General features: G+C 66.3%; 21 protein-coding genes, 1 tRNA gene and 1 pseudogene. 5 read left to right on the forward strand and 18 right to left on the reverse strand.

Annotation, left to right across the window (positions count from 1 at the left end; all coding sequences use genetic code 11):
* Positions 1-10: 10 nt before the first annotated feature.
* Together V8683_RS09100 and V8683_RS09105 are read right to left on the reverse strand one after the other, a co-directional pair.
* The gene (locus V8683_RS09100; RefSeq protein WP_411189114.1) at positions 11-1,384 is read right to left on the reverse strand and encodes an MFS transporter; all 1,374 of its coding nucleotides are present in this window, start codon (positions 1,382-1,384) and stop codon (positions 11-13) included.
* Positions 1,385-1,457: 73 nt separating this feature from the next.
* Positions 1,458-3,806 carry a cytochrome P450/oxidoreductase gene (locus V8683_RS09105; protein ID WP_411189113.1) on the reverse strand — a complete coding sequence of 783 codons (2,349 nt, stop codon included), beginning with the start codon at positions 3,804-3,806 and terminating at the stop codon, positions 1,458-1,460.
* Positions 3,807-3,927: 121 nt separating this feature from the next.
* Here V8683_RS09105 and V8683_RS09110 point away from each other — a divergent pair, with 121 nt between their 5' ends.
* Positions 3,928-4,803, forward strand: a complete 876-nt coding sequence (locus V8683_RS09110) for an IclR family transcriptional regulator (RefSeq protein WP_411189112.1) — start codon at positions 3,928-3,930, stop codon at positions 4,801-4,803.
* Between the two features lie 42 nt (positions 4,804-4,845).
* Here V8683_RS09110 and V8683_RS09115 read toward each other — a convergent pair whose 3' ends face one another.
* Together V8683_RS09115 and V8683_RS09120 are read right to left on the reverse strand one after the other, a co-directional pair.
* Positions 4,846-6,162 (reverse strand): cytochrome-c peroxidase, encoded by a 1,317-nt coding sequence (locus tag V8683_RS09115; RefSeq protein ID WP_411189111.1) that lies wholly within the window; start codon positions 6,160-6,162, stop codon positions 4,846-4,848.
* A gap of 2 nt (positions 6,163-6,164) precedes the next feature.
* Positions 6,165-7,451, reverse strand: a complete 1,287-nt coding sequence (locus tag V8683_RS09120; protein ID WP_411189110.1) for an alkaline phosphatase family protein — start codon at positions 7,449-7,451, stop codon at positions 6,165-6,167.
* A gap of 322 nt (positions 7,452-7,773) precedes the next feature.
* Here V8683_RS09120 and V8683_RS09125 point away from each other — a divergent pair, with 322 nt between their 5' ends.
* Complete coding sequence (locus V8683_RS09125) at positions 7,774-9,162, forward strand: NYN domain-containing protein (protein WP_411189109.1); 1,389 nt, start codon at positions 7,774-7,776, stop codon at positions 9,160-9,162.
* Positions 9,163-9,468: 306 nt separating this feature from the next.
* Here the strand turns inward: V8683_RS09125 and V8683_RS09130 are convergent.
* From V8683_RS09130 to V8683_RS09150, 5 genes and pseudogenes are all read right to left on the reverse strand, one after another.
* Positions 9,469-9,714 (reverse strand): annotated as a pseudogene (locus V8683_RS09130) (hypothetical protein); the annotation flags it as partial.
* Positions 9,715-9,754: 40 nt separating this feature from the next.
* Complete coding sequence (locus V8683_RS09135; protein ID WP_411189108.1) at positions 9,755-11,845, reverse strand: cation:proton antiporter; 2,091 nt, start codon at positions 11,843-11,845, stop codon at positions 9,755-9,757.
* Positions 11,846-11,925: 80 nt separating this feature from the next.
* Positions 11,926-12,513 carry a LutC/YkgG family protein gene (locus V8683_RS09140; RefSeq protein WP_411189107.1) on the reverse strand — a complete coding sequence of 196 codons (588 nt, stop codon included), beginning with the start codon at positions 12,511-12,513 and terminating at the stop codon, positions 11,926-11,928.
* Positions 12,500-13,897: a lactate utilization protein B gene (locus V8683_RS09145; RefSeq protein ID WP_411189106.1), complete on the reverse strand. Its 1,398-nt coding sequence runs from the start codon at positions 13,895-13,897 to the stop codon at positions 12,500-12,502. Before V8683_RS09145 ends, V8683_RS09140 begins: the two co-directional genes overlap by 14 nt.
* Positions 13,894-14,637 (reverse strand): (Fe-S)-binding protein, encoded by a 744-nt coding sequence (locus tag V8683_RS09150; protein ID WP_411189105.1) that lies wholly within the window; start codon positions 14,635-14,637, stop codon positions 13,894-13,896. The genes V8683_RS09145 and V8683_RS09150 overlap by 4 nt, the downstream gene beginning before the upstream one ends.
* Before the next feature lie 140 nt (positions 14,638-14,777).
* Here V8683_RS09150 and crcB point away from each other — a divergent pair, with 140 nt between their 5' ends.
* On the forward strand, positions 14,778-15,158 hold the full coding sequence (gene crcB, locus V8683_RS09155) for a fluoride efflux transporter CrcB (protein WP_411189104.1): 381 nt from the start codon (positions 14,778-14,780) through the stop codon (positions 15,156-15,158).
* Here the strand turns inward: crcB and cfa are convergent.
* Positions 15,155-16,321, reverse strand: coding sequence for a cyclopropane fatty acyl phospholipid synthase (gene cfa / locus V8683_RS09160; RefSeq protein WP_411189103.1), 1,167 nt, complete (start codon positions 16,319-16,321; stop codon positions 15,155-15,157). The genes crcB and cfa overlap by 4 nt on opposite strands.
* Positions 16,322-16,490: 169 nt before the next feature.
* On the opposite strand from cfa, the gene V8683_RS09165 reads away from it, so the two are divergent.
* Positions 16,491-16,907, forward strand: coding sequence for an HIT family protein (locus V8683_RS09165; protein WP_411189102.1), 417 nt, complete (start codon positions 16,491-16,493; stop codon positions 16,905-16,907).
* Positions 16,908-16,934: 27 nt separating this feature from the next.
* Here V8683_RS09165 and V8683_RS09170 read toward each other — a convergent pair whose 3' ends face one another.
* The 6 genes from V8683_RS09170 to V8683_RS09195 form a co-directional block, all read right to left on the reverse strand.
* On the reverse strand, positions 16,935-17,606 hold the full coding sequence (locus V8683_RS09170) for a nitroreductase (protein WP_411189101.1): 672 nt from the start codon (positions 17,604-17,606) through the stop codon (positions 16,935-16,937).
* A gap of 298 nt (positions 17,607-17,904) precedes the next feature.
* Positions 17,905-17,995: transfer RNA gene (locus tag V8683_RS09175), tRNA-Ser, on the reverse strand.
* 100 nt (positions 17,996-18,095) lie between these two features.
* On the reverse strand, positions 18,096-19,400 hold the full coding sequence (locus V8683_RS09180; RefSeq protein ID WP_411189100.1) for an MFS transporter: 1,305 nt from the start codon (positions 19,398-19,400) through the stop codon (positions 18,096-18,098).
* 261 nt (positions 19,401-19,661) lie between these two features.
* Entirely contained in the window at positions 19,662-20,600 is a 939-nt protein-coding gene (locus V8683_RS09185; protein ID WP_411189099.1) for a helix-turn-helix domain-containing protein, read from the reverse strand.
* A gap of 207 nt (positions 20,601-20,807) precedes the next feature.
* On the reverse strand, positions 20,808-22,139 hold the full coding sequence (locus V8683_RS09190; RefSeq protein WP_411189098.1) for an aspartate aminotransferase family protein: 1,332 nt from the start codon (positions 22,137-22,139) through the stop codon (positions 20,808-20,810).
* A gap of 88 nt (positions 22,140-22,227) precedes the next feature.
* Positions 22,228-22,956: a helix-turn-helix transcriptional regulator gene (locus tag V8683_RS09195; protein ID WP_411190518.1), complete on the reverse strand. Its 729-nt coding sequence runs from the start codon at positions 22,954-22,956 to the stop codon at positions 22,228-22,230.
* A gap of 182 nt (positions 22,957-23,138) precedes the next feature.
* Here V8683_RS09195 and V8683_RS09200 point away from each other — a divergent pair, with 182 nt between their 5' ends.
* Complete coding sequence (locus V8683_RS09200) at positions 23,139-23,924, forward strand: SDR family NAD(P)-dependent oxidoreductase (RefSeq protein WP_411189097.1); 786 nt, start codon at positions 23,139-23,141, stop codon at positions 23,922-23,924.
* Positions 23,925-23,992: 68 nt separating this feature from the next.
* Here the strand turns inward: V8683_RS09200 and V8683_RS09205 are convergent, their stop codons facing one another.
* Entirely contained in the window at positions 23,993-24,796 is an 804-nt protein-coding gene (locus tag V8683_RS09205; RefSeq protein ID WP_411189096.1) for an SDR family oxidoreductase, read from the reverse strand.
* A complete protein-coding gene (locus V8683_RS09210) occupies positions 24,793-25,626 on the reverse strand; it encodes a MoaF C-terminal domain-containing protein (protein ID WP_411189095.1) in 834 nt (277 codons plus the stop codon). The genes V8683_RS09205 and V8683_RS09210 overlap by 4 nt, the downstream gene beginning before the upstream one ends.
* Positions 25,627-25,692 lie beyond the last annotated feature (66 nt).

The raw sequence follows: 25,692 nt of genomic DNA on the forward strand, positions 1-25,692 counted from the left end.
CGAGCGCGGGTCACTCCACCTGCGGCGTCGCGTTGCCGGCCTCCGGCGTCTCGCGCGCCGCGCCGCGGTTGACGTAGTGAATCGCGACGATGCCCGCGAGCGAGACGCAGGCCGGCACGGCCGCGGCCATGAACAGCGACGCCGACGACCACTGCAGATGCATCAGCGCACCACCCAGCACGGGACCGACCACCGAGCCGATGCGGCCTATGCCAAGGCTCCAGCCAATGCCGGTGGAACGCAGCGAAGTGGGATAGTAGGTCGCGGCGAGCGCGTTGATGGCGGGCTGGCCGCCGACGATCGAAAAACCCGTGAGGAAGATCGCGACGAACATCGCCGCCACCGATACCATCACGGCCGGATTACCGATCGCGGCCGTCGCGACGATGGCAATCACGAAGGTCGTGGCCAGCACGCGCGTAAAGCCCGCGAGGTCGATGATGCGGCCGAGCAGCAAGGTGCCGATCACGCCGCCTCCCCATAGCGCGGTGCCGGCCAGCACGGCGGTCTGCGTGGTGTAACCGGCATCGCGGATCACGGTGGGCAGCCAGTTCGAGAGGAAGTACATGTCGAGCAGGTTCGCGAAGTTCACGATCCAGAGCAGCACGGTCACGCGCGCGCGGCCCTCCTTGAAGAGCTCGACGAACGGCACGCCGCGCGAGCGCGTCTCCGCCGTCGTGAACACGGTGCCGGCCGGCAGCGCCAGCGCAGGCGCCACGCGCGCCAGGTTGCGGCGCACGCGCGTCCCCGTATCGCGGCCCTGGCGGAACAGCAGGAACTGGATCGATTCGGGCAGTGCAAGCCACATGAGCACGCCCATCACCAGCGGAATCGCCCCGCCCACGAAGAACACCGCGCGCCAGCCAAAGGCCGGGATCAGCGCGGCGGTGATGAGCCCGCCCAGCACGCCGCCCAGCGTGAAACCGCACGATACGATCATCATGAGCGTCACGCGCATGCGGCGCGGGCTGTACTCGCCGGCGAGCGCCATGGCGTTGGGCATGATGCAGCCAAGCCCGAGCCCTGCCGCGAAGCGCCACGCAATCAGTTGGGTGATCGAGTGCGCAAAGCCCGTGGCCATCATGCAAGCGGAGAAAAACAGCGTCGCACCGATCAGCACCGGGCGCCGGCCAATCTTGTCGGCGAGCGCGCTGAACGTGAGCGAGCCCACCAGCATGCCGAACAGGCCTGCACCGAACACCGGCGCGAGCGTTTCCTTCGCAATGCCCCATTCGCGGATCACGACGGGCGCGACATAGCCCATCGCCTGGACATCGAAGCCATCCATGACGAGACACATTGCGCACAGCACGACCACCAGCAGTTGATATGGCCCGAACCGGCTTTCGTCGATAACGCCGGTCACCTCCACGGTCTTGCTCATAAGAAAATCTCCACGGTTCTTCCGCTTGCGTACGCGCTTATGTACGTGATTACGCGCTATTGACGTTGCGTTATCAGAGTTCGAGTACCAGACGCTGCCCCTTCGCGCGGGAGCAGCAGGTCATCATGCGCGCATGCGTATCGCGTTCGGCGCGCGTAAGCACGACGTCGCGATGGTCGACCTCCCCCGCCAGCACGCGCACCTCGCACGAGCCGCACAGGCCTTCTTCGCAGTCGCTCTGCACGTCGATGTTCGCGCGGCGCAGCGCGTCGAGCACGGTCTGGTCAGCGGCAACGCCGAGCACGAGCCCCGAGTCCTTCAACTCCACCTCGAACGCATGCTCGTTTGCTGGATCGAGCTTGCCCACGCTCGCCGCGAAATGCTCGACGCGCAGCGCGTCTTCCGGCCAGGTCCCGCTCGCTGCCTGCAGGGCTTCGAGCATGCGCGCCGGACCGCACGCATAGACGCGCGTGTGAGCGTCCACGTCAAGCGCGCCGAAATCGTTGCGCGCGCCCTCTTCCGAGACATGCAGATGCAACCGGTCGCCGTGGAGCTGCACCAGTTCGTCGACGAAAGCCATCCCCGCGCGCGCACGTCCGCTGTAGTGCAATGCGTAGTCCATGCCAAGTTCTTTGGCGCGCCGCGCCATCGCGCTGATGGGCGTAATGCCAATGCCACCCGCGACGAAAATAACCCGGCGTCCTTCCTCGTCCAGACGGAAATGATTGCGTGGCCCGCGGATCTTCAGCCGCATGCCCTCGCGCACGGTATCGTGGATCCACGCTGAGCCGCCGCGGCTTTGCGCTTCGCGCAGCACGGCGATCTCGAACGCATGCGTATCGGCGGAGTTGCCGCACAGCGAATATTGGCGCGAGACGCCGGTGTCGCCGCATTCGACGTCGATGTGCGCGCCCGGCGCCCAGCGCGGCAACGTACCGCCTTCGGGCGCAACGAGGCGCAGCCGCACGATACCGTCCGTGGCGCGGCTCACGCGCTCCACGATCACGGGCCGGGCGAGCGCATGCGCCGAGGGCTCACCTATGCGAACGTTCACCGGCTTTTCGAGCAACGCGGGCTGCGTGCGCTCCGGATTCTGCGCGGGGTCCCACTCCACCCAAAGGTGCTCCGGTCCGCGGAACGAAGTGTTCGGCACGTAAGTGAATGCCTGATCTGCGAGCCTCATGTGCGGCAGACGCCGCGTAAACTCCTCGACAAAGATCTGCATTTCCATGCGCGCGAGATTCTTGCCCATGCATTGGTGCGAACCGTACCCAAACGTGACGTGGTCGCTCGCGTTGTCGCGCCGGATGTCGAACAGATCCGCATCGGCGAAATGGCGCTCGTCGTGGTTCGCCGACGACGTGACGATCAAAAGCTTCGCGCCCGCCGGAATGGCGATGCCGCCAATCTGCACGTCCTTCGTCACCAGACGCCGCCAGGCGGCCACCGAGCCGTTGTGGCGCAGGCACTCTTCGACCGCGCCAGGAATGAGGTCCGGGTCTTCGCAAAGCTCGCGCCACGCGCACGGATGTTGCAGCAGGAGCTTCATCGCATTGGCCGTGGCGTTCGCCGTGGTCTCGTGCGCGGCCACGATGCCGGCCATCATCATCGAATGCAGATAGGAGTCCGTGACGATTTCCGGATGCGCTTTCTGCTTGCGGATGCCGTACTGCATCCAGCCCGGGCCGTCGGGGTTCTGGCGCATCTTGTCGAGCACCTTGCCCGCGAACTGCCAGAAGTTGCCCACCGCGTGCGCCACCTCGACCTGCTCTTCCGGACGCGGCCTGCCCCACGTGTTGACCGTGTGCGCGATCGAATACTTGCGCAGGAGGTCCATGTCTTCCTCCGGCACGCCGAGAAAATGCAGGGCCACCGTGAGCGGCACCTCCCACAGCATCTGGTCGACGAGATCGGCGCGGCCGTCGTCGATGAAACGATCCACGTACTCGCTCGTAAGATGCCGCACCATCGGTTCGTGGTGCTTCAGATGCTCAGGCGTAAACGGCTCCATCAGCACGCGGCGGCGCGGCATGTGCGCGGGCTCGTCCTCGTTCACGAGCGTGCGGTTCATGGCGTAACCGTACGAGGCCAGCACGGCGTTCGCCTCCGGTCCCGTGGGCGTGATCTTTTCGAGCGCGATCGAGGGGCTGAACGTGAGGTTGTCGCGAAAGATCGCCTTGATGTCGTCGTAGCGCGTCACGACCCAATAGTCCAGTTGCGGACTGTAGAACACCGGCTCGTGCTCGCGCGCCCAGCGCACGTATTCGGGCGGGTCCTGCTGGTAGCCGTCGCTGAACGGGTCGAACCCGGCGGCGTTCGCGCTGACCGGGCAAGCGGGCGCGGCGTTCGCGGCGTGATGGGGAAAGGGACAGCCTCCCGCCTGGACTTGAGCCTGCGCCTGGGCCGCAGTCGTATTGCTCATCACATCTCCTACGCGTTGCATTTTGCGTAACTTTAGTACGCATTGCGTAAATTTAAGATAAGGGTTAACCTCCAACGAGGGCGAGCGTCGCCCTATCTGTCCAGCCGCTTAGAATCGCTGCATGAAAACCGCCCCTATTTCCTCCCCCTCGTCCGACGCCGCGAAGACCCGCAAAACCGCGAAGGCGCCCGCCGAGCGCGAGCGCCGCCAGCGCGTGCAGTCGGCACAGACCGGCATGGCCGTGCTCAAGGGACTCGCGCGCCTTGGCGGCCGCGCGAGCCTCACCGGCCTCGCGTCCCATGTGGGCGAAAGTCCCGCGAAGGTGCATCGCTATCTGGTAAGCCTGATCGAGGAAGGGTTCGTCGCGCAGGACACGGGCACGCAGCAATACCTGCTGGGGCCCGAGGCGATGATGATCGGCGTGGCTGCCATGCGCCAGGCCAATCCGGTGCGCGTGGCGGAGCCCGCGCTCGTGCGTCTGTGCGAACAGCTCGAAGTGACGGCGTTCGTCGCTGTAATGGGCAACAAAGGGCCGACGATCATTCGTTTCGAGGAACCGGGGCTGCCCGTGATTGTGAACGCGAGGGTGGGATCGGTGATGCCGCTTTTGTGGTCCGCGACGGGGCGCGTGTTTCTCGGCCTCCTCGACGACAAGCGCGTGCTCGCCCTCGCCGAGGAAGAACTCGCGCAGGCCGATGCTGCGCTGCGCGCGCAGCTCGATGCCCGGGACCCGATTGGCGCGTTGCGGCGCGACGTGCAGGCCATGCGCTGCGCGTCGGTCAGGGATACGAATCTCAAGGGGATCAGCGCCGTGTCCGCGCCGCTCTTCGATCACACGGGCAGGCTCTGCGCCGTGCTCACCGCGCTTGGCGCGACGGGAGGCTTCGACGCCTCGCTCGAAGGTCCCATCGGCACGGCATTGCGCCGCGAGGCCGCCGCGGCGAGCGCCCTGCTCGGGTATCTGCCCGAGGCCGACGCGCCCGTACAGGGCGCGTAAGCGCGGCTGGCGCGCTTACGCCCTCAGCACGCTTTGCTGCGCTCAGCGCGATGCCTGCGCCAGCGGTTTTTTCGCAGGCTGCGCGCCCGGCTGGTAGCCGTCGTTGAGCGTCTTCAGGAACGCGATCACGTCGTCGATGTCGTGCTCGCTCCACACCGGCTTGTCGCCCTGCTTGTAGGTCAGCGGCGCGTCGATGGTGTCCACGTTGTGGCGCAGATCGGGCGGCAGATCGTCGAACTTCACGACATGGCCGCGAGCATCGCGCGAGTACCACTTCTCCGGATTCGTGTCTCGCTCCACATAGAAGCGCAGCGCCTCGCGCAGCGTGTGGAAACGCCCGTTGTGGAAGAACACCTGGCGCGTCGCGACATTGCGCAGCGTCGGCGTCTTGAAGAGGCCGCACATCGTCTTGTCCTTCGCCAGATCGGTACGCAACGGGCCGCATAGGCCTTCGTCGTAGTACGAAGGATCGCGGTTCGCATGCAGCTCGGGATTGCGCGGCACGCCCAGCGCTTCGAACTGGAAGTCCGTAAAAAGCGGATGTGCGCCGTTGACGCCCGGCTGGTCGATATGGCACGACGCGCAATTGCCGCTGTTCGGATCGTCGAAGAGCTTCATGCCGTGCAGCTCGGCCGCGGTGAGCGTGGCCTTGCCGTCCAGGTAGTAGTCGAACTTGCTCGTGTACGGATGAAAGTCCGGTTCCTCGAGTTCGTAACGCTCGACGGCCGACATCGCCTGACGCAACGCCACCTCCGGCGAATCGAACACCGTCTCGCCGAACACCTGCTTGAAGCGCGCCGCGTAGGGGGCGCGCGCGAGCTTCGCGACGACCGAAGCGGCATCGCGATTCGCCATTTCGTCGGGATTGAAGAGCGGGAACGTGGCCTGGTCGTGCAGGTGATTGAAGCGGCCATCCCAGCCGAAGCCGCCCGACGGCGAATTGTCGTCCTCGAAACGCTCGCCGAGGCTCGCCGCCTGCACGTGCGTCCAGATCGGCGTGCGGTTGAGCACATAGCTCAGCGTAGGCACGGCGCGCGTGCCTTGCGAGTGGAGATCGGGGCCGCCCAGTTGGGCGGCGAGTCCGTTGGGAGGACCGTACGAATGCGCGGGGCTATGACAGCTCGCACACGACATGCGCCCCGAGGCCGAGAGCGATTGATCGTAGAACAGTTGCTTGCCGAGGGCCGCCGTGTCGCTGAGGACAAGCGGCTTCGCGGCCTGTGCCGTGGTTGCCGACGCAGGCTGAGCCTGGGCGTACGCGGCGCCCGGAGCGCTAAACGCCGCCACCGCGGCAGCGGTAGCGGCGAGCGCAGCCTTGACGGCGCGGCGCGCCGTCGTGGTTGCGTGAGACATGGACATGGTTACTGGTTCGTGTAGATGTCGTTACCGAAGCTCGCGAGCCCAGCCTGCCCGGCGTAGCCAAGGTGGCCGAGACCGAAGATGTCCTCGATGCTCTTGAGCATCGAATAGTGGTTGTACGGCACCGTCGAAACCGTGCCCGGCTTGATGAACTTCGAGATCATCACGGCGCCGGTCTGGTCGCCGCCGTAGTTCGCCTTCGTCATGACGAGCTGGATCGTGCCGAGCGACGCCGGCAGACCCGGAATCTCGGTCGCCGGGAGCGTACCGTACACCGACGACTGCGGGAACGCCGCCAGATTCGGACCTGGCTGTTCGCTACAGCAGGTGTCGCCCGAGTAGGTGAGCGTCAGCGTCGGCGGGCTGGTGGTCAGGTTCGGCGTTTCGGTCGCGTAGCTGCTCTCGTCGAAGTTGATGATCAGGAGTCCGTCGTTCTTGAACGCCGGCGACGACGTGATGATCGGCACCCACTTCTCGAGAAACGCGTTCGCGCTCGTGAGACCGCCCGGCTGACCGTTCACGCAAGGCGAATCGTGGCCGTCGTCGCAGAGGTTCGGCGTGATGAAGTTGAAGTTGGCCGTCGTCGCGACCGACTGCAGGTCGGTCTGCAGATGGCTCAGGTTCACGACGTTCGTCTGGCAGTCCGGCGAATCGATGATCGAGTGAAAGTACATGAACGGGTCGTGACGCGTTGCGTACTGGTCGCCCAGCGGCACGGCCGCGCTCGGCGCTTCGGCTTCCTGCGTGAGGTCGGTCGTGTTCAGCGTGGGGTGGCCGCAGGTCGCCGCTTCGCGCGACGGGTCGTTGCCCATGTCCTCTTCGTAGCCCTTCCACGTAAAGCCGGCGGCCTTCAACTGGTCGGGCAGCGTCTGGATGCTCGCGGGAAACACGCAGCCCGTGCCGACAGCCTGACCGTCCGACGTCGTGCCGGTCATGGCGTAGTTTTCATAGGCCGTGCAGTCGTTGTCGGTCTGCGGTGTCGGAGCCTGACCGCTGAGCATCGAAATGTAGTTGTCGAGGCTGACGTGGCCCGTGCCGTAGTAGTTCTGCACGAGCGCACCCTGCGAAGCGAGCGTCTGCGCCAGGTACGGCGCCTTCGTGCTGGAGCCGAAGGTGGTGGCGTAGTTTTCGTTTTCGAGCGTGATGACGAACACGTGGCGGATCTGGTGCACGCCGGCCGTGACGTTCGAGGACGACGATCCGCACGCGCTCACGAAGAGTGCGGCGAATAGCACGGCAAGCAATGCGGCGACAGGTGCCCAGATTTTGCCAGGGATGCGTGAGAGCATAAGATTCCTCTTGTGGGTCGAATCGTTATGGGTTGTTCTGTTTTTTTCGCCGCATGCGTGACGGATGAGGCGGCGCAAGATTAGGGAGCCGATGTGACGTGGATGTGAAATCGAGGCCTGGTTCATAGGTGAAACAGGAGAATCGTCAAAACGGACGATCCTTGCGCACACAATCAGTTTGCCGCCAAGCCGGCATGATCATATGCCGCTTATCCGTCTCGCGGCATACCGCTGCGCCGCCCTTGCCGGAGCCGTTTCACGTCCTCCCACTGCGCAGGGGCTATCATGTGGTTTCGTACCGCATAGGGAACAAACGAATCACATGGCCTCTCCCCAGGAAAACGTCAGCATGGCGGTGTTCTGCGACTTCGAGAACGTCGCGCTCGGCGTGCGCGACGCGAAGATCGACCGCTTCGATATCAAGCCCGTGCTCGAGCGGCTCCTGCTCAAGGGCAGCATCGTCGTGAAAAAAGCCTATTGCGACTGGGACCGCTACAAGGGCTTCAAGGCCTCCATGCACGAGGCAAGCTTCGAGTTGATCGAGATTCCCCACGTGCGCCAGTCGGGCAAGAATTCCGCCGATATCCGTCTCGTCGTCGACGCGCTCGACCTCTGTTATACGAAGTCGCACGTGGACACCTTCGTGATCGTGAGCGGCGACTCGGACTTCTCGCCGCTCGTATCCAAACTGCGCGAGAACGCGAAGAAGGTGATCGGCGTGGGCGTGAAGAACTCGACCTCCGACCTGCTCGTCGCCAACTGCGACGAGTTCATCTTCTACGACGATCTCGTGCGCGAGCAGTCGCGCAGCGCCTCGAAGCGCGAGAGCGCCGGCCAGGCCAGGCAGAAAGCCGGCGACGAGCGCCAGCCGAAGGCCGAAAATGACGATCGCGAAGAGCGCAAGTCGGAGGAACGCCGGTCGAGGGCGATCGCCTTCGCCGTCGAAACGCTCGACGCACTCGTGCTGGAGCGCGGCGACAGCGGGAAAGTCTGGGCCTCGGTACTCAAGAGCGCCATCAAGCGGCGCCGGCCCGATTTCAACGAGACGCGCTACGGCTTCCGCGCTTTCGGCAATCTCCTCGACGAAGCCCAGGTGCGCGGCCTGCTGGAAGTGGGCCGCGACGAAAAATCGGGCACCTATGTGTCGCGGACAAACCCGCCGGCAGCGCCCGCCGCAGAGGCCGCCGTGCCCATGGAAAAGCAGGAAGCCCCCACGCGCAGCGAAGAACCCCGTCGCGGCAAGGGCCGCGGCAAAGGAAGGCGCGACGAGCGCGGCGTGCAGGAACGTGCGGCAGGCGCTACCGAAGGCACCGCGGCGCAGACGGCCGAAACGCGGCGCGGCGCGGCCACCGGCACGCGCGACGACGAGGCCGCAGCGCATGCGGAGCAGACGGCCCTGCCCCTCTTTGGCGACGTGGCGCCCGCTTCGTCTCCGTTTGACGAGATGGCCGCGTTCTCCGTCGACGAGGTCGCCCAGGCCGAGCCCGAAAGCGCCGAAGCCTCCCGCCCGGCGCCGCGCCGCGCCCGCAAAACAGCCTCCCGCAAGAGCACGGCCCGCAAGACGACCGCGGCGCCGACCGACGAGCACGCGGCACCGGCTCCCGCCACCGCAGCGGACGGCGTCGTAGAAGCGCCGAAAGCGCCGGCCGCAAAGAAAGCCCCGTCACGCCCGCGCCGTCCGCGCGCCAAACCCGCCAGCGACGCAAGCTGACGGCAACGCGGCACGCGGCACCGACTCGGGTCGGCGCATGCCGCGCCGCCAGCGGGCTCAGGCGTCGCCGAACGGATTAGCGGACCGCTTCGGCGCCGGCGCGGCAGGCTCCTCCGCCGCACCGAACGGATCGGCCTCCCCGGCGGACTTCGCCGCTCCGAACGGGTTCGATGCTTTCGCCGGACCTGCGGCTTCGCCAAACGGATTGGGCTTGTCCGACGACCCCACCGCTTCCCCAAACGGATTCACCTTGCCGGCCCGCGCCGTTTGGCCGAACGGATCGGGCCTCACCTCGCCCTCCTCTTCTTCGCCCTCGGCCGCGAGGTTGTACTCGGCCTGCACTTTCGCGAGCACATCCGCGATACTCGCCTCGAAACCGGCTGCATTGCCGAAGTGCTTCATCGTCCAGTTGCAGTCCGTGCGGTACGCCGGCTGAAGCTGCGGCCGCGGCACGACGAACTTCACGCCATCGTCGATCACTTCCTGAAGCTTGTGCAGGCGTCGGCTCACCTCCTCCTGAAGCCGCGATGCGTTGAGTATCTTGCGCGCCATAAGCCCCTCCGGGTTCCGTGCGATCCGCAGAGCAGCAAGTCTAGCGCAACGGCACGACCACCGGATGCGCGCGCCGCACGGCCATCTTCCACGCCTCGCCGAGCTCGCGCGAAATCGAATCGTAGATCTCCTTCGAAATCGAGCGGTCCTCGTACATCGACGCGATGCGCTCGCGGCCCTCGCGCAGCGCATACAGCAGCAGCATGCGTTGCTCGAGCACGTCCGCCCCGTGCCCGAAGCATTGCCGCACGTCGTCGAGCGCATGCTCGAGAACCGTGATGCGCGCCTTGAGGATCGTCGCGAGCAGTGTGGAAAGGCGCTCGCCCAGCAGCGGCTTGAGGCTTGCGTCATTGAATTCGAATAGCTGATGCAGCACGACGCGCCGACACATGAGGAGTTCGAAGCGATCTGCGAGGGCATCGGCATAGGGCTGCTGGATGTGCAGCCAGCGGCTCACGAAGCGTGCGAGCTTCATTCCTGGCGAATACGCCAGGATCAGGCGCGCCGCACGTTGATAGCCCACGCGGCCATGCAGGCGCGCCTCTTCGATCATCGCTTCGGTATTGCGCGCCATGGCGTCGAGATTGCCGATCGAGATGATCCCGCTGCCATATTGCGGGATCAGGTCGCGCTCCTTCGCTGCCAGCGTGACGAGGCCGATGGCGAGACGCTCACGCTCGGTAAGCGCCGCCTCGATATCGAAAACGGTCGCGCTGAGGTCGATACTGCGCCGATAGGTCTCGCAAGCCGCGTCGGCTTGCTGTGCGCCGATGCGAAACGTCCGGGCCGCCGCACGCACCTGCTCCGAAACCGCGATCGCCGAAAGCTGCACGGCCTGCTGCTGCAGCGCCTCCTCCTGCGGCGAAAGCAGATCGAGCTTCAGCCGCCGGATCAGCAACTTCAGCGACGAGCCGTTCACGATCAGGCTCACCAGCACGAAGCCCGTTGCGATGATGGCGACGAAGCGGCGCGTGTTCTCGGGTAGCGCCATGTTCTGCGCGAGGCCGAGCGCGAGCACGAGCGTCACCGCGCCGCGCAGCCCGCCCCAGGCGATGACGAGCCGATAGGCGGCGCTCACGGGCTCGGTCAGCCGCAGGCGGCTCAGGAGCGGCAGCATGCCGAACACCACCACGAGGCGCGCTGCGAACGCCGCGGCCACGACCACGGCGAGCGCGGCGAGGTCGAGCCAGCGTGCGTCGCGCAGCGTGGCCGGGATCTGCATGGCGGCCAGCAGGAAGATCGCCGCGCCCGCCATGGCCGCGATCTGTTCCCAGATCAGTTGCAGATGCTGCCAGTTCAGCGGCGAAAGACGCGTGCGCCCGAGGCCGCTGATCACGAGCCCGGCCGCCACCACCGCGACGACGCCGGACACATGCAGCGCCTGATCGGCGAACAGATAGAGCGGATACGGCAGCGCGAAGCTGAGCGACACCTCGGCTTTGCCCTCCCCGCCAAGCCACGGCAGCACCCATGCGAAGAGACGCCCGGCGAGCGCCCCCGCGACGAGGCCGCCGCCCAACTGGATGCCGAACGTGCGCAGCGCGGCGCCGGCCGTGGCAGTGGCCGCGTCGCCGGTGATGGCCGCGATCAGCACGCTGGCAATGGCGATTGCGGCGGCATCGTTCAGCAGGCTCTCGCCTTCCACGAGTCGCACGAGCCGCGCCGGCGCCCCCACTTCGCGAAATACGGCCAGCACGGCCGAGGGGTCGGTCGTGGCGATCATCGCCCCCAGCAGGAGCCCGTCGACGAGCGGACCCAGTCCCGTCAAGCGAAGGGCGCCGCCCACCATGCCCGTCGCGACGAACACGGCCACCACGGCAAGCAGCAAGATGGGCGCGGCATCGCCCAGCATTTCGCGCACGTTCACGCTGAGCGCGGCCTGAAAAAGCAGCGGCGGCAGGAAAATCCAGAGATAGGCCTCGGGCGGCAGGCGCGGCGCGAGCGCGGGCGTCACGACGCTCGCGACAAGATGCGGCCACGCTTCCCCGCTCACGAGCCAGGCGCCGCCCAGCGTAAAACCCCACGCGGCGAGCAGCACCGATTCGGAAATGGCCCAGCGCACGCTCGCCGCCTGCACGAAGGCGATGCTCGCCAGCAAAAAGCCGCTCAGGAGAAGGATCGGGATGACCATCGTCTGCCAGTCGTTGCGCCCTGCTTTTACGTCCGCTGCTTTTGCATCGGACTACGGACCGACTTGCGAAGCCCTCGCGCTCACGAAGCCGGCAGCCCCACCACCGTCAGCGATTTCACCCCTTGCGCGCCCTGAATCAGCACGCCTTCGATATCCGCCGTCGCGGAGGGGCCGGTCACGAGCGCCGCGTAGCGCGCGCGGCGAAAATCGTCGCGCCGGTACGCGTCCTGCAAGCCGCCGACGATCTGCGCGAAATCGAGCAGCACGACCAGATGCTGAACGATGTAGCCGAGCGCGTTCACGACGTATTCGCGTTCGCTGAGCCACACCGAGCCCGTCTCCGCCACGCCGAAGCGCGCCCGCACGACGCCCACGTCGACCCTTTCGAGCCAGGTCGGCGGCATCGCGGCGTCGAGCGTGACCGTGCCCGACACTTCCGGCACCGCCGAGGCGATTTCGACGTGAGGGCCGAAGCGTTCGTGGATCAAGGGCAGCACGGCATCGGCCGATGCGGCCTGTACGGCGCGGCCGCCCATCAGTTCGAGCGACGCCACGAAACGCTCGCGCAGGTCACCCGCGGGCGTCCCGAAGAGCGGCACCTCGGGCAGATCGAGCGCGGCCGGCTGCGCAGCGCGTACGCGCGCGATGAACGCTTCACGACTGGCCATGGCCGCTGCCTCCTTGCCGGTTCTTCTTGTACCACGCATGAAAGGTCAGGGGCGGTGCTGGCGGCAGGTCGCGCTGGCGTCCCCAGATATTGAGCGGGTTGTACAGCATGAAGTTGGGCAAGCGCCGCAGCGCGCCTTCGAGCGACGCCACCGCGCCGCGATAGAGTGTCGGGCTCGCGAGCAGACGCCCGGCCATCTTCAGCACCTCCTGCTTGACGAAGGGCACCTCGTGGCGCGCGGCGATCACCTGGCGCCACTGATAAATCTGCTCATGGATGTTGATCTTCACGGGGCATACGTTGGTGCAGCTGCCGTTGAGCGTGGAAGCGAACGGCAGCGCGCTGAAGCGCTTGAGGTCGAAGGTCGGATTGATGATCGCGCCGATCGGCCCCGCATAGGTGCTGCCGTACGAAAGCCCGCCGCTGCGCCGGTAGACGGGGCACGTGTTCATGCACGCGCCGCAGCGGATGCACTTGAGCGAGTACCAGAAGTCGGGCATCGCGAGCCGCTCCGAGCGGCCGTTGTCGACGAGGACGAAGTGCAGCTCCGCCCCCTCGCGCGGCGCGCGGAAATGTGAGGTGTACTGCGTAATCGGCGAACCGAGCGCGCTGCGCGACAGCAGGCGGATAAAGACGCCGAGGTCCGAAATGCGCGGGATCAGCTTCTCGATGCCCATGGAGACGATATGCAGCGGCGACATGTTAGCGGACAGGTCGGCGTTGCCCTCGTTCGTGCACACGACCACGGTGCCCGTTTCGGCCACGGCAAAATTGCAGCCCGTCATGCCAGCCGTCTTCTCGCGCACGAACCAGGGCCGCGTGTTCATGCGCTGGCTCTGTGCGAGGTAGTGGATATCGTCGTTGTGCGGATCCGTGCCGATCGTGCGGCTGAAAACTTGCGCCACGTCGCCGCGCAGCTTGTGCACGGCCGGCACCACGATATGGCTGGGCGGCTGCGAATCGAGCTGCTGGATCCGCTCGCCCAGATCCGTTTCCATCACCGCGATGCCGCGCGACTCCAGATACGGGCGCATCTCGCACTCGTCAGTGAGCATCGACTTGCTCTTCACGAGCCCCGTCATGCCGCGCTCGCTCAGCAGCCGGTACACGGTTTCGTTGTGCTCCTCCGCGTTATCGGCGAAATGCACGTGCACGCCGTTGGCCTCGGCGTTGCTCACGAACTGCTCGAGGTAGTCGGAAAGCCGGGAGAGCGTGTGCCCCTTGATCGCCGAAGCGAGCGTACGCAGCGTCTCCCATTCGGGAATCGCCTGCGCCTGCGCGTCGCGCTTCATGCGCAGATCCCAGAGCCGCTTGTCGTGAAAGCTCACGTGCTCCGGATGGGCAAGAAAGCCGCTCGCCAGCTTCGCATGTTCGACGCGCTTCATTCGCGAACTCCGTTGAGCACCTGGGCAATATGGATGAAGCGGACGTCGGCATTCATGCGCTCGGCACAGCCCTGCTGATGCATGAGGCACGACATGTCGCCCGAAACGATGTACTGCGCGCCCGCGCCCACGTGATCGACCACCTTGTCCTGCCCCATGCGCACGGACACAGCCTCCTCCGTCACGGCAAAGGTGCCGCCGAAGCCGCAGCACTCGTCGGGACGTTTGGGCTGCACGAACTCGATGCCCTTCACGCCTTCGAGCAACGTGCGCGGCTTGGAGAACGCGGGGCCCGCCACCTCCGAAATCGAGGCCTCGTGCAGATGCCGCAGTGCGCTGCAGCTATTGTGCAGGCCGACACGCCACGGAAACTCGGCCCACGGAAACTCGCGCACGCCCAGCACATCGTGAAGGAACTCGACGAGTTCGTAGGTGGACGCCCGCACCTTGCGCACCTCGTCGGTCTGCTCGATGGCGGTGAGGTGGTCGCGCACGTGGTTCACGCAACTGGCCGAGGGGCCGACGATATAGTCGTAGCCGGCGAAAGCGCGCACGAACACGCGCTCCGCGCCCGCGGCCTCGGCCTGCGCGCCGCTGTTGGCCATGGGCTGGCCACAACAGGTTTGCTCGGCGGGATAGTCGACTTCGCAGCCGAACCGCTCCAGCAGTTCGAGTGTCGCGATCCCCACCTCGGGGTAGAACGCGTCGATGAAACACGGGATGAAAAGGGCGACTTTCATGCAGCGACTCGGACCGGACGGGACGCGCCCATTTTACTGCCGATCGCCGCCGGGGTGTCCGGAGCCCGATGCTAAACTCCCGGATCGACGTAATGCCTGCGCTACGCAGGCCTTCCTTGCGCCTACAACCTGTTCACACCATGTATCTGTCCATACTCGCAGTCGGCATTGGCGGCGCGCTCGGTTCGCTTCTGCGCTGGGTACTCGGCCTGCGCCTGAATGCGCTCTTCCCCGAGCTGCCGCTCGGCACGCTGGCCGCCAACGTAATCGCGGGCTATGTGATCGGCGTGGCCGTAGCGTTCTTCGCGCGCATGCCCGACGTGCCGGCCGAATGGCGCCTCTTCGTCATCACGGGCCTCATGGGCGGACTTTCCACCTTCTCGACCTTCTCCGCCGAAGTGGTCTCGCACCTGCAGGAGGGCCGCTTCGGCTGGGCGGCCGGCGAAATCGCCATCCACGTGTGCGCTTCGGTGGTGATGACGATCCTCGGCATCGCCACCGTCGCGGTCGTGATGCGTTAAAGCGCGGGACGCTTGTAGCCGCCGGGGAGCCCGTTCTTCGTCAGCACCCACTGCCAGAGCTGGATATCGCGCGCGCGGAACGCACCGGCGCACGAAAGCAGGTAGTAACGCCACATGCGATAGAACCGCTGCCCCATTTCGGCTTCGAAACGCGGCCAGGCCGCTTCGAAGTTCGCGTGCCAGGCCATCAGCGTGCGGTCGTAGTCGGCGCCGAAGTTGTGCAGGTCCTCGGTGACGAACAGGCCGCCCGAGGCATCCGCGATCTGGCCGATGGTGGGCAACTCGCCGTTGGGGAAAATGTATTTGTCGATCCACGCGTCGGGCGTGGTCTCGCGCCGGTTCTTGCCGATCGTGTGCAGCAGGAAAATGCCGTCGTCGGCAAGGCAGCGGTGCGCCACCTCCATATACGTGCGGTAGTTCTTCGGGCCGACGTGCTCGAACATACCCACGCTCGCAACGCGGTCGAAGCGTTCGTCGAGCAGCCGGTAGTCCTGCAGCCGGAACTCGACGGGCAGGCCCCGGCAGCGTTCGGCGCCAAGCGCGGCCTGTTCCTTCGAAATCGTCACGCCGACGCACGACACGCCATAGTACTCGGCGGCGAACTGCATGAGGCTGCCCCAGCCGCAGCCGATATCGAGCAGCCGCATGCCCGGCGCGAGCCCGAGTTTCCGGCAGATCAGATCAAGCTTGGCTTCCTGCGCTTCGTCGAGCGTCTTCGCGCCCCCCGGCCAGTAACCGCAGGTGTACGTCATGCGGCAGTCGAGCATGGTCTCGTAGAACGCGTTGCCGATGTCGTAGTGCTTCTGGCCCACCTTCCAGGCACGCCGCGCGGTCTGGCGGTTCATGAGACGCGCCTTCAGCGCATGGAAAACGAGCCGCGCGGGATCGATCCGCTCGTCGAGATGCGCGCGCAGAACATGCGCGAAGAACTCGTCGAGCCGCTCGCAATCCCACTGGCCATCCATATAGGCCTCGCCAAGGCCCAGATTGCCCAGCGCGAGCACGCGCTCCGGCACCTGGGGGTCGTGGATGCGCATGTCCCACGCGCGCGTGCCGTTGAGCTGCACGTCGGCATGCGCCAGCAGGTCGGCGGCAAACCGCCAGGCCGCGGAACCGGTGGCCTCGCGGGCGGAATGGGCTGCTTCGAGATCGGTCGTAGACATGGCGTGCTCCGTATCAGGACGTTCGTCGTCGCGCTCGTTTGCGAACTCTTATGATGCACCTGGCCGAAAAAACCTGCAGGAAAGCCGACAAGCGCCGCCGCCGTGCGCCATAATCGCCGCTTGACCGTTTCCACGCCTGCATGCAAGCCGCGTGCCACCGGGAGGACCCATGGCTTACGATCCGAACAATATCTTTGCGCGCATCCTGCGCGGCGAACTCCCCTGCATCAAGGTCTGCGAAGACGACAGCACGCTCGCGATCATGGACGTGATGCCTCAGGCCGACGGCCACGTGCTGGTGCTGCCGAAAGCGCCGGCCGAACAGATCTACGAACTCCCGGTCGAAGCCGGCATGGCGGCCATCGCCATGACCCAGAAGGTGGCGATAGCGGTACGCGCGACGCTCGCGCCGGAAGGCCTCCTGATCGCGCAATTCAACGGCGCGGCGGCCGGCCAGACCGTGCCGCACGTCCATTTCCACGTGATCCCGCGCCGCGAAGGCGAAACGTTGCGCCCGCATGCACGTGAAATGGCCGACATGGCAAAGCTGGAAGCAATCGCCCAGCGGATTCGGGCGGCGCTTTAAAAAAGCAGAGGCGGTGGCATTGCACGCTCAGACGCCGTAAAACCGGGCGAATTCGTGAAGCGGCGCACGTGCCGAACGCCACCGGTTGATGGCCGCGGCAGTGTCTTCGTAGCCGATCGCCATGCCGGAAAACAGCATATGAGCGTCCGGCAGCGAGAGAAACTCGCCCACCGTGCGGGCGTAGCGCGCCCAGCATTCCTGCGCGCAGCTATGCAGACCCGCTTCGCGCAGCAGCAACATGACGGTCTGCAGGAACATGCCGAGGTCGGCCCATTGCGGCGGGCCCATCTGCCGGTCGACGCTGCAAAAAAGCGCGAGCGGCGCGTCGAAGAACGCGTAGTTGCGCGCGAACTGGCGCAGCCTGCCGGGACGATCCTCGCGTGCGATGCCGATGCTGCGGTAGAGATCCTCGCCCACCTGATAGCGCCGATCGCGATACGGCGAGGAGAGCTCGCGCGGATAGACGTCGTATTCGGTACGCTCGCCCTCGGGGGCCTGCTCGATGCGCTGCGCCATGACGGCCTTGAGCGTGGCGAGCGACTCACCGCCTACCACGTGCAGGTGCCACGGCTGCAGATTGCCGCCCGACGGTGCGCGCGCCGCGTGTTGCAGCACGGCGCGGATCACGGCGGGGTCCACGGGATCGGGTAGAAACTGGCGTACGGATTTGCGGCTCTCGACCGCTTCACTGACCTTCAAGGACGCTCTCCTCGGTCCATTTATGAAAAGACGCCGGGATGCCCGGTGTTTTTTCATTATGGCCGAAGCGTGGAGCGATTGCCGATGGTCACTGGCGCCTGCCCGTTCGCGACCGGGTTCTTGCTGAGGTCGGTGATCGATGCGGGTGCAACGATTGTTTGCGCGTGGGTGCTGATTGTGTGTTTGTTGGCCTTCCGATAGCCGGGAGCGCCTGGTTGCAGCCCGAATTCGTCCGGTCGTAGTGGGCTGAAGGGCCTTATCTGGTGGGGTTTCCAGGCCTGATGGCCAAGAGGTCCGCTGGCGGAGAGAGGGGGATTCGAACCCCCGATAGGCTATTAACCTATACACGCTTTCCAGGCGTGCGACTTAAACCGCTCATCCATCTCTCCGGCGGGACGCGAATTATAGCAGAGTCCGGGCGGCAGGGGAAACCGGCCGTCGCCTTGCGCGCCGAGATACCAGAATCGCGCGCATGCCACAACGCCCTGCTCACCCGTCGATCCGCGAGCGATCGGTAGTAAACGCAAGCGCAACGAGCGAGAGCACCCCGCATACGATCACGTACCACGCGGGCGAAGTCGGCCGGCCGGTCGCGCCGATCAGCCAGGTCACGATGAATTGCGCAAAGCCGCCGAAGATCGACACGCCCCCCGCATAAGCGAGTGAAAGCGCGGTCGCACGCGTGCTCTTCGGGAACAGTTCGGCCAGCAAAATGCCGGTCGCGCCCGCGTTCAGCGAATGCATGGCGGACAGCACGCCCACCACTGCGCACAGCATCGCGGCCGAGGGCCACGCAATGACCAGCAGGAAGCCCGGCAGGATCGCCACGGTCAGCACGAGGCGTGTCCAGAACGCCATTGCCTTGCGCGAATAGCGGTCGGTCAGGAGCCCGCCGACCGGCGACACGACGAACATCACCGCACCCGCGATGATCCCGCTCCACAGGGCGGTGTCCATCGGCAGATGCAGCGTCCGGATCGCGTACGTCGACATGTAGTAGATCACGATGAAATGCGCGGACGTGCCGCCGATCACGAGACCAAGCGCGGCCAGCACGGCCCCGCCGTCGCGGCGCAGCACCGTGCCGAGCGGCGCCGATTCGCGCGTCTTGCGTTCCGCGCGCTCGCTCGCGCCGAAACGCGAACGCAGATAGAGGCCGATCGGCGCGATCAGCACGCCGCCAAGGAACGGCACGCGCCAGCCCCACGTCTGCAAGGCATCGGCGCTCAAATAGTGCGTAAGCAGGAAGCCGACCAGCGACCCGACGAGCGCTGCGGCCCCCTGGCTCGCAAACTGCCAGCTCGTGTAGTACGCGCGCTGCCCCGCCGGGGCTCGCTCGGCGAGCATGGAGGTCGACACGCCGACCTCGCCGCCCGCCGAGAAACCCTGAAGCAGCCGCGCGAGCACGATCAGTATCGGCGACAGCACGCCGATCTGCGCGTAGGTGGGCATCAAGCCGACCATGCCGGTGCCGATCGCCATCGTCGCGAGCGTAAGGTTCATCGCCGGCACGCGGCCGAAGCGGTCCGCGACGATACCGATCAGCACGCCGCCTATCGGCCGAGCGACGAAGCCAACGCCGAACGTGCCGACCGAAAGCAGCAGTTGCTGCTGCGCGGACACAGAGGGAAAGAACAGCTTGCCTAGCAGCACGGCGAAGAAGCTGTAGACAGTCAGATCGAAAAACTCGAGTCCGTTGCCGATCGTGATCGCAAAGATGAGTTGCCGGTTCGACGGCATGGCGGGCATCGCGGCCGCCCCGTCGTACAGGCCCTCTGCCTGAATGTCTCTCATGTAAGTCAGTCTCCGTAACCGCTTGCGATGCGAATGTCGCCCCGTAAACCGGGTGTCGTTCGCAGCACGCGGGGTGCGCGCCGCACGCGAGAGGCATGCAGCGACACCGGTCCGGACACTGTAGGAAACCAAAAGGAAGGGCCGGCAGCACAAATCGGCAACATGTGGCGAGTCGCGGGAAAACCCGGACGCCGGATGCGTGGTCTGCGCCGAAAATAGACAGGAAAACGAAAGAATTCCGGAGGAAGGAAGCCGGCCGTTTCAGAACTTGCGCTGCGTCTGCGAGGGCAATTCGCCGAACAGGTCGCGGTACTCGCGCGCGAAATAACTCAGATGCGTAAACCCCCAGCGCGCCGCCGCGTCGCCTATCAGCAGTTCTTCGGGGTTCGTCGAGCGCAGCAACCGCCGTACGGCGTTCAGGCGGATCGAGCGCAGGTATTCGACGGGCGTCACGTTCGCGACGCGCTGAAAGCTCGTCTGCAGCGTGCGGCGGCTGCAGCGCAGATGGACGCACAGGTCGAGCACAGTCAGCGGATGGTCGGCCTGCTCCTGCAAGAGACGCTCGGAGCGCCGGACGATATCGCTGTAGGTGCTGTGCGTGAGGTCGCGCGTTCCGCCGGTCGCGCCCTCCAGCAAGCTCAGCAGCAAACTCACGATTTCGTCCTGGAAGGGCTTCGTGCCCGCCGGATCGACGAGGCCGGCGAGACTCTGCTCGGCCGATTCGATCAGGAGTGCGAGACGCGTGCGCTGCTCCGCCCCGCCGTCGCCGGGAATCGGCAGTACGTTCTGGGCAAGCTGACGCACGGCATGCTCGCCGACCGTCAGCCCGACGAGTTCCTCCATTTTGCTGCCCGGCAGGCTCACGCCAACGTAGTGCATCGATTCGGGCGTATAGAGGCGGAATTCCTCGTGCTCGCCCAGCGACATGATCGCGAAGCCGTCAACGAACCGACCCTGAAACGTGCCCTGCATCGGCGCGTGCAGCGGGACCGCCAGCGACCACAGCCCTTCCGGCGACACGCCCGCCTGCACGACCCGGCGGTTGGTCGTTTCGCGGAAGAACTGGAAATCCGCGCCGCTCGCCTGGAACAGCGTGCATTCGAACCGGCCAGGCGTGATTTGCCGATAGGTCTGCTCCCAGCCATCCACCGCGTGCGACAGATCGTGGGTATCGGCAAGGGCAACGACCCGGAACTCCATCTTTCTCTCCTGCGAAACGAAACGCGACGCGCGCGACTCGCCCGAGGCCAATCGTCCGGATTCCGCCAGGCGGGCATCCCGCGCCGGATCAGCATAGCGGGAGCGCCAGCGGCGCGCAATGCACGCCGTTCCAGTACCGTCCGTTACCCTACGTTCACCTTACATTATCGTGTCGAGTCTGCCGGATCGCCCTGCGAGCGCGCCGCTTCAGGCCCCCTCGAAACCCGCGTCAAGCGCCGAAACGATTGCGTCGAGCGGTTCGCGCTCGATCACGAGCGGCGGGGACAGAATGATCTTCGTGCCGACCGGCCGCACGAGCGCACCGTGTGAGCGGGCGATTTCGGCTACGCGGTTCGCGTAGCCGCTGGCCGGATCGATCGGCTCGCGCGTTTTCCTGTCCTGCACGAGATCGAGCGCGACCATCAAGCCCTTGCCGCGCACGTCGCCAACCGCCGCATAGCGCTCGACAAACGGGCGCAACGCGCCAAGCAGATATTCGCCCTGGTGCGCGGCACGGCCCGCGAGATCTTCCTCGACAACGATCTTCAGATTCGCGATCGCGGCCGCGCACGCGACCGGATGCCCGGCATAGGTGTAGCCGTGCATCAGCGCGCCGGAGAAGTCCGCGTTGTTCATGAACGCCTGCTCGATACGCTCGTTGAAGGCCGTCGCGCCGAGCGGCACGTAGCCCGACGTGATTCCCTTTGCGAGGCACATGATGTCCGGCTTCACGCCCCAGCCGCGGCTGCCGAACAGGCTGCCGGAGCGCCCGAAACCGGTGACGATCTCGTCGGCGATCAGCAGTACGCCGTGCCGGTCGCAAACCTCGCGGATCAGCGGCCAGTAGTTTGCCGGCGGCACGATCACCCCGCCCGCGCCCTGCACCGGCTCGGCGATGAACGCGGCAACGGTGTCCGGCCCCTGGAACACGATCTCGCGCTCGAGCAGCTCCGCGCAGATCTGGCCGAGCTTCTCGGGATTGTCGGTGAACGGATTGCGGTAGAGCCACGGCGTTTCGACGTGAAAGCACCCGGGCAGGTTCGGTTCGTAGTTGCGGCGAAACACCGTGTTGCCGTTCACCGATGCCCCGCCGAAATGCGTGCCGTGATAGCCCTGCTTCAGCGAGATGAACTTCGTGCGGTCCGCCTGCCCTACGACCTTCCAGTATTGCCGCGCGAGCTTGAGCGCGGATTCGACGGCGTCCGAGCCGCCCGAGCTGTAGATCACGCGCCGCATGCCTTCGGGTGCGAGCAGTTCGATCAGCAGGCGCGAGAGCTCTTCCGCGCGCGGATGCGAGATGCCGTCGAAAAGCTGGAAGTATTCGAGCTCGTCGAGCTGGCGAACGATTGCGTCCTTCACCTCGCGGCGATTGTGGCCGATGTTCACGTTCCAGAGACCCGCCACGCCGTCCACGAGCCGGTTGCCGTCCTCGTCGAACACGTAGCAGCCGTCGCCGCGCACGATACGGATCGGCTTGCGCTGCTGCATTTCGGCCGGATGGGTCATCGGATGCCAGAAGTTCGAAGTGTCTTGTCGCATGGAGGTCTTCCGTTTCAGGTCGGGGGAAGCGGGATCGATCAGGTCACGATCCACAGGATGACGAAACAATGGCCGTCGCGGCGCGTCGTTACAGAAAGAGCATGCCGATCAGCTCGGTGCGGCTCGACACGCCCAGCTTGCGGTACATCCGCAGCAGGTGCGTCTTCACGGTGGGCTGCGACAGATCGAGCGCGCGGGCGATTGCCTTGTTCGCGTGCCCGTCGCGCACGAGCTGCGCGATCTGCTGCTCGCGGTGCGTGAGGCGCGGCCCGTCGGCCGCCACGTGCAGGAGGCGCTCGTCGCGCACGGCCGGAATCAGCGCGGCCTCGAGCAGCGGCTGCACGGCGCGCGCGCGGCCGAGGTCGTCGACGGTGAACGGCTCCGCGGGCGCCATGCGCAACAGCGAGAACGCAGCAGCCGGGCGAGCGCCGTCCCGCAGCAGCACCTCCATTACGTCGACGACCTGATACGCGTTCAGAAAGCGCTGCCAGTAGATCGAGCCGCCGCGCACGGTCGCCGGCAATTCGCTGTCGAGCGTCAGCACGTTGGCCGGCTGCGCCGCGAAGCGTGACGGATGCATCGGGTCGAGCGGGCAATAGCGCCGGAGCCAGGTGCGATGCATCGCCTCCGCCATGCCGAACAGTTCGAAGCCCGAGGGTTCCTGATCCTCGCCAATCCGGTAGAACACCGTCGCGGAGGGCCGCACGAGCTGCGCGAGCGCGCTGACCCCGGCGTCGAGCGCCGGGGTCAACGCGGCGGCACCGCAGGCGGGCACGCGTACCGCACCGCGAGCGGCGTCGCAAAACGAGGGCAACATGGCGGCCTCACGGGAAACATGCATTCCGCCCGATGCTACCGGCGCGAAAATCCGGCCGGTAGCACGAATCGGCAACCGGTTCGGCAAACCCGGCGCGTTGTCATCCTTTTGTCCGATTCCGCCCGCGGCGGCGGCCGGCCTAGACTGGAAGCCCGCATGTCCCTCGACCAGGAACGAAACGCATGTCCATGTCACGCACCATCCTCATCACCGGCGCCGGCACCGGCATTGGCGAAGCCTGCGCGAAGCGCTACGCGGCAAACGGCGACCGTGTCGTACTGATCGGCCGCCGGCGCGAGCCGATCGAGCGCATCGCCGCGCAAACGGGCGGCCTCGCGTTCGCCGCCGACGCCGCGAACGCCGGCGACTGGGCGCGCATTGCCGGCCAACTCGACGCCGAAGGCCTCGGCATCGACGCACTCGTCGCCTGCGCCGGTGGCCACGGACTCGGCACCGCGACCGAAATGAGCGATACGGACTGGGCCGCCGCGATGCGCGCGAACCTCGACACCGCGTTCGTCAGCGCGCGCGCGTGCCTGCCCGGCCTGATCGCGCGGCGCGGGTCGATCGTGCTCGTCGCCTCCATCGCCTCGCTCGCCGCCGGCCCTGCCGTCTGCGGGTACACGACCGCGAAGCACGCGCTGATCGGCCTGACGCGCTCGCTCGCGCGCGATTACGGCCCGCAAGGCGTGCGCGTCAACGCGGTGTGCCCGGGCTGGGTGCGCACGCCGATGGCGGATGCGGAAATGGAACCGCTGATGAGCCGCTACGAGGAGTCGCTCGATGCCGCTTACGCGCGCGTGTGCGCAGACGTGCCGCTGCGCCGGCCGGCGGAGGCCGACGAAATCGCAGCGGTCTGTGCATTCCTGACCTCGCCTGCGGCGTCGATCGTCACGGGCGCCACGATCGTCGCGGATGGCGGCTCGACGATCGTCGACGTGCCGACCCTCGCGTTCGAACACCTGTAACGGACAAGCGATCGCGGCGTGGCCGGTGCACGCCGGTAGCGCCCTTACCGCGGCCCTTACCCCGGCCCTTACGCCAGCGCGGCGGTCGACTCCGGCAATGTCGCGCCACCGTCGACGACGATCGTCTGCCCGGTCACGTACGAGGCCGCGTCGGACGCGAGGAACAACATCGCCGCCGCGATATCGGCCGGTTCGCCCAGGCGCCCCAGCGGGATCCCGGCCGCAATGCGCGCGTTGTGCGCGGCGTCGCCGAGATTGTCCATGGCGGGCGTGCGGATCATGCCCGGCTCGACGCCGTTGACCGTGACGCGCTCCTTCGCGAGTTCGAGCGCGGCGGCCCGAATGAAGCCGTTGACGCCGGCCTTCGAGGCCGCGTAGTGCGAGAGCCCCGGATACGCGACGCGCGGCCCCGTCACCGACGACGTCGCCAGCAGCCGCCCGCCACCCTGCCTGCGGAACGCGGGCAGCGCGGCCTGCGCGAGCCAGAACAGCGCGGCGAGATTCACGTCGAGCGTGCGGCCGAGAATCTCCGGGGTAATCGCCTCGAAGCGGGTCAGCGGAAAATACGCCGCGTTGTGGATCACGACGTCGAGCCGGCCGAACGCGGATTCCACGCCGGAGACGAGCGCCCCGATCTGTTCGTGCGCGGCAACGTCGACCTGCCACGCGCGTGCGATCGCGCCCGTGGCCGCGATCCGGCTGGCCGCCTCCTCGGCGACGTCGATCCGGAGATCCGCGATCGCGACGGCGGCCCCGCGCGCCGCGAAGGCTTCGGCAATCCCTCGCCCTATCCCCTGCGCGCCCCCGGTGATCAGCACCGTCCTGCCCGCGAAGTCGCGCGCGAGCGGCTCGCGTTGCGCGGCGCGGCTCATTCCGGATACCGCGTCACGTTCAGGATCTGCGCGAAGGCGCCAACCGGGAAATTCGACAGCGCGCCGAAATTGCTGCCCTGATAGCCGAAGATCTTGCCGTCGGTCTTCATTCGCTCCAGATCGATCATCACGACGCCGAGTGTCGGGACGATCTTCTCGCACCAGACAAACAACGTGAGTTTCCTGGCAATCCCGATCATGTAGCAGTGGTCGACGTCGGCAAGCCCGGCCTCGACGCCCGCCAGGCACTGCCACGTATAGAAGTTCTCGTTCAGGTAGATGTGCTCGTAGCGTTCGGTCGGGCTATATGTGTACAGGTTGCGCATTCCGATCAGTTCGGTCGTCGGAGCATGCAGCGGGGCGGATGCGTCGGCGCCTTCCTGCACGATCCGGCCGTGGCGGATCTGCACGGCCACGCCCGTCAGCGGCAGGCCGCGCTCCACGCGCGTAAAGGCGTCGAGGCGCGCCTCGCTTTCGGTCGGCAGGCTGCCCGTCACCGAAGTGCAGAGGCCCTGCCGGACGTCGATCACGATGCTGGTCGTCGAAGGCCGCGTACCGTCGCCGCCGCCAACGTAGTCGATGAAATACATGCCATCGCGTACCGACGTCACGCGGCACGCGAAGGTGGCAACGGAGGTAGCAACAGCGGTGGCAACGGCGGCGCGAACCGTGCCGTCCGCGGCAAAGGCGAGCGTGCTGCGCGTGCCGTCACTGAACGCCAGTTCGAACGTGCGACCGTACAGGTCGTCGACCGGGGCGAGGATGTTGCTCTCGGGAGCGAAACCGTCGGCGAGCGCGCCGACCGGGATGAAAACGGGTTGCGATGACATGGAGGACACTCCGGCAGGTCGTTGAACGGCAGCGCATGCGGCACGCGCCGCGCGTGCCAATGCGGC

Source organism: Paraburkholderia sp. AV2, from assembly GCF_054968425.1.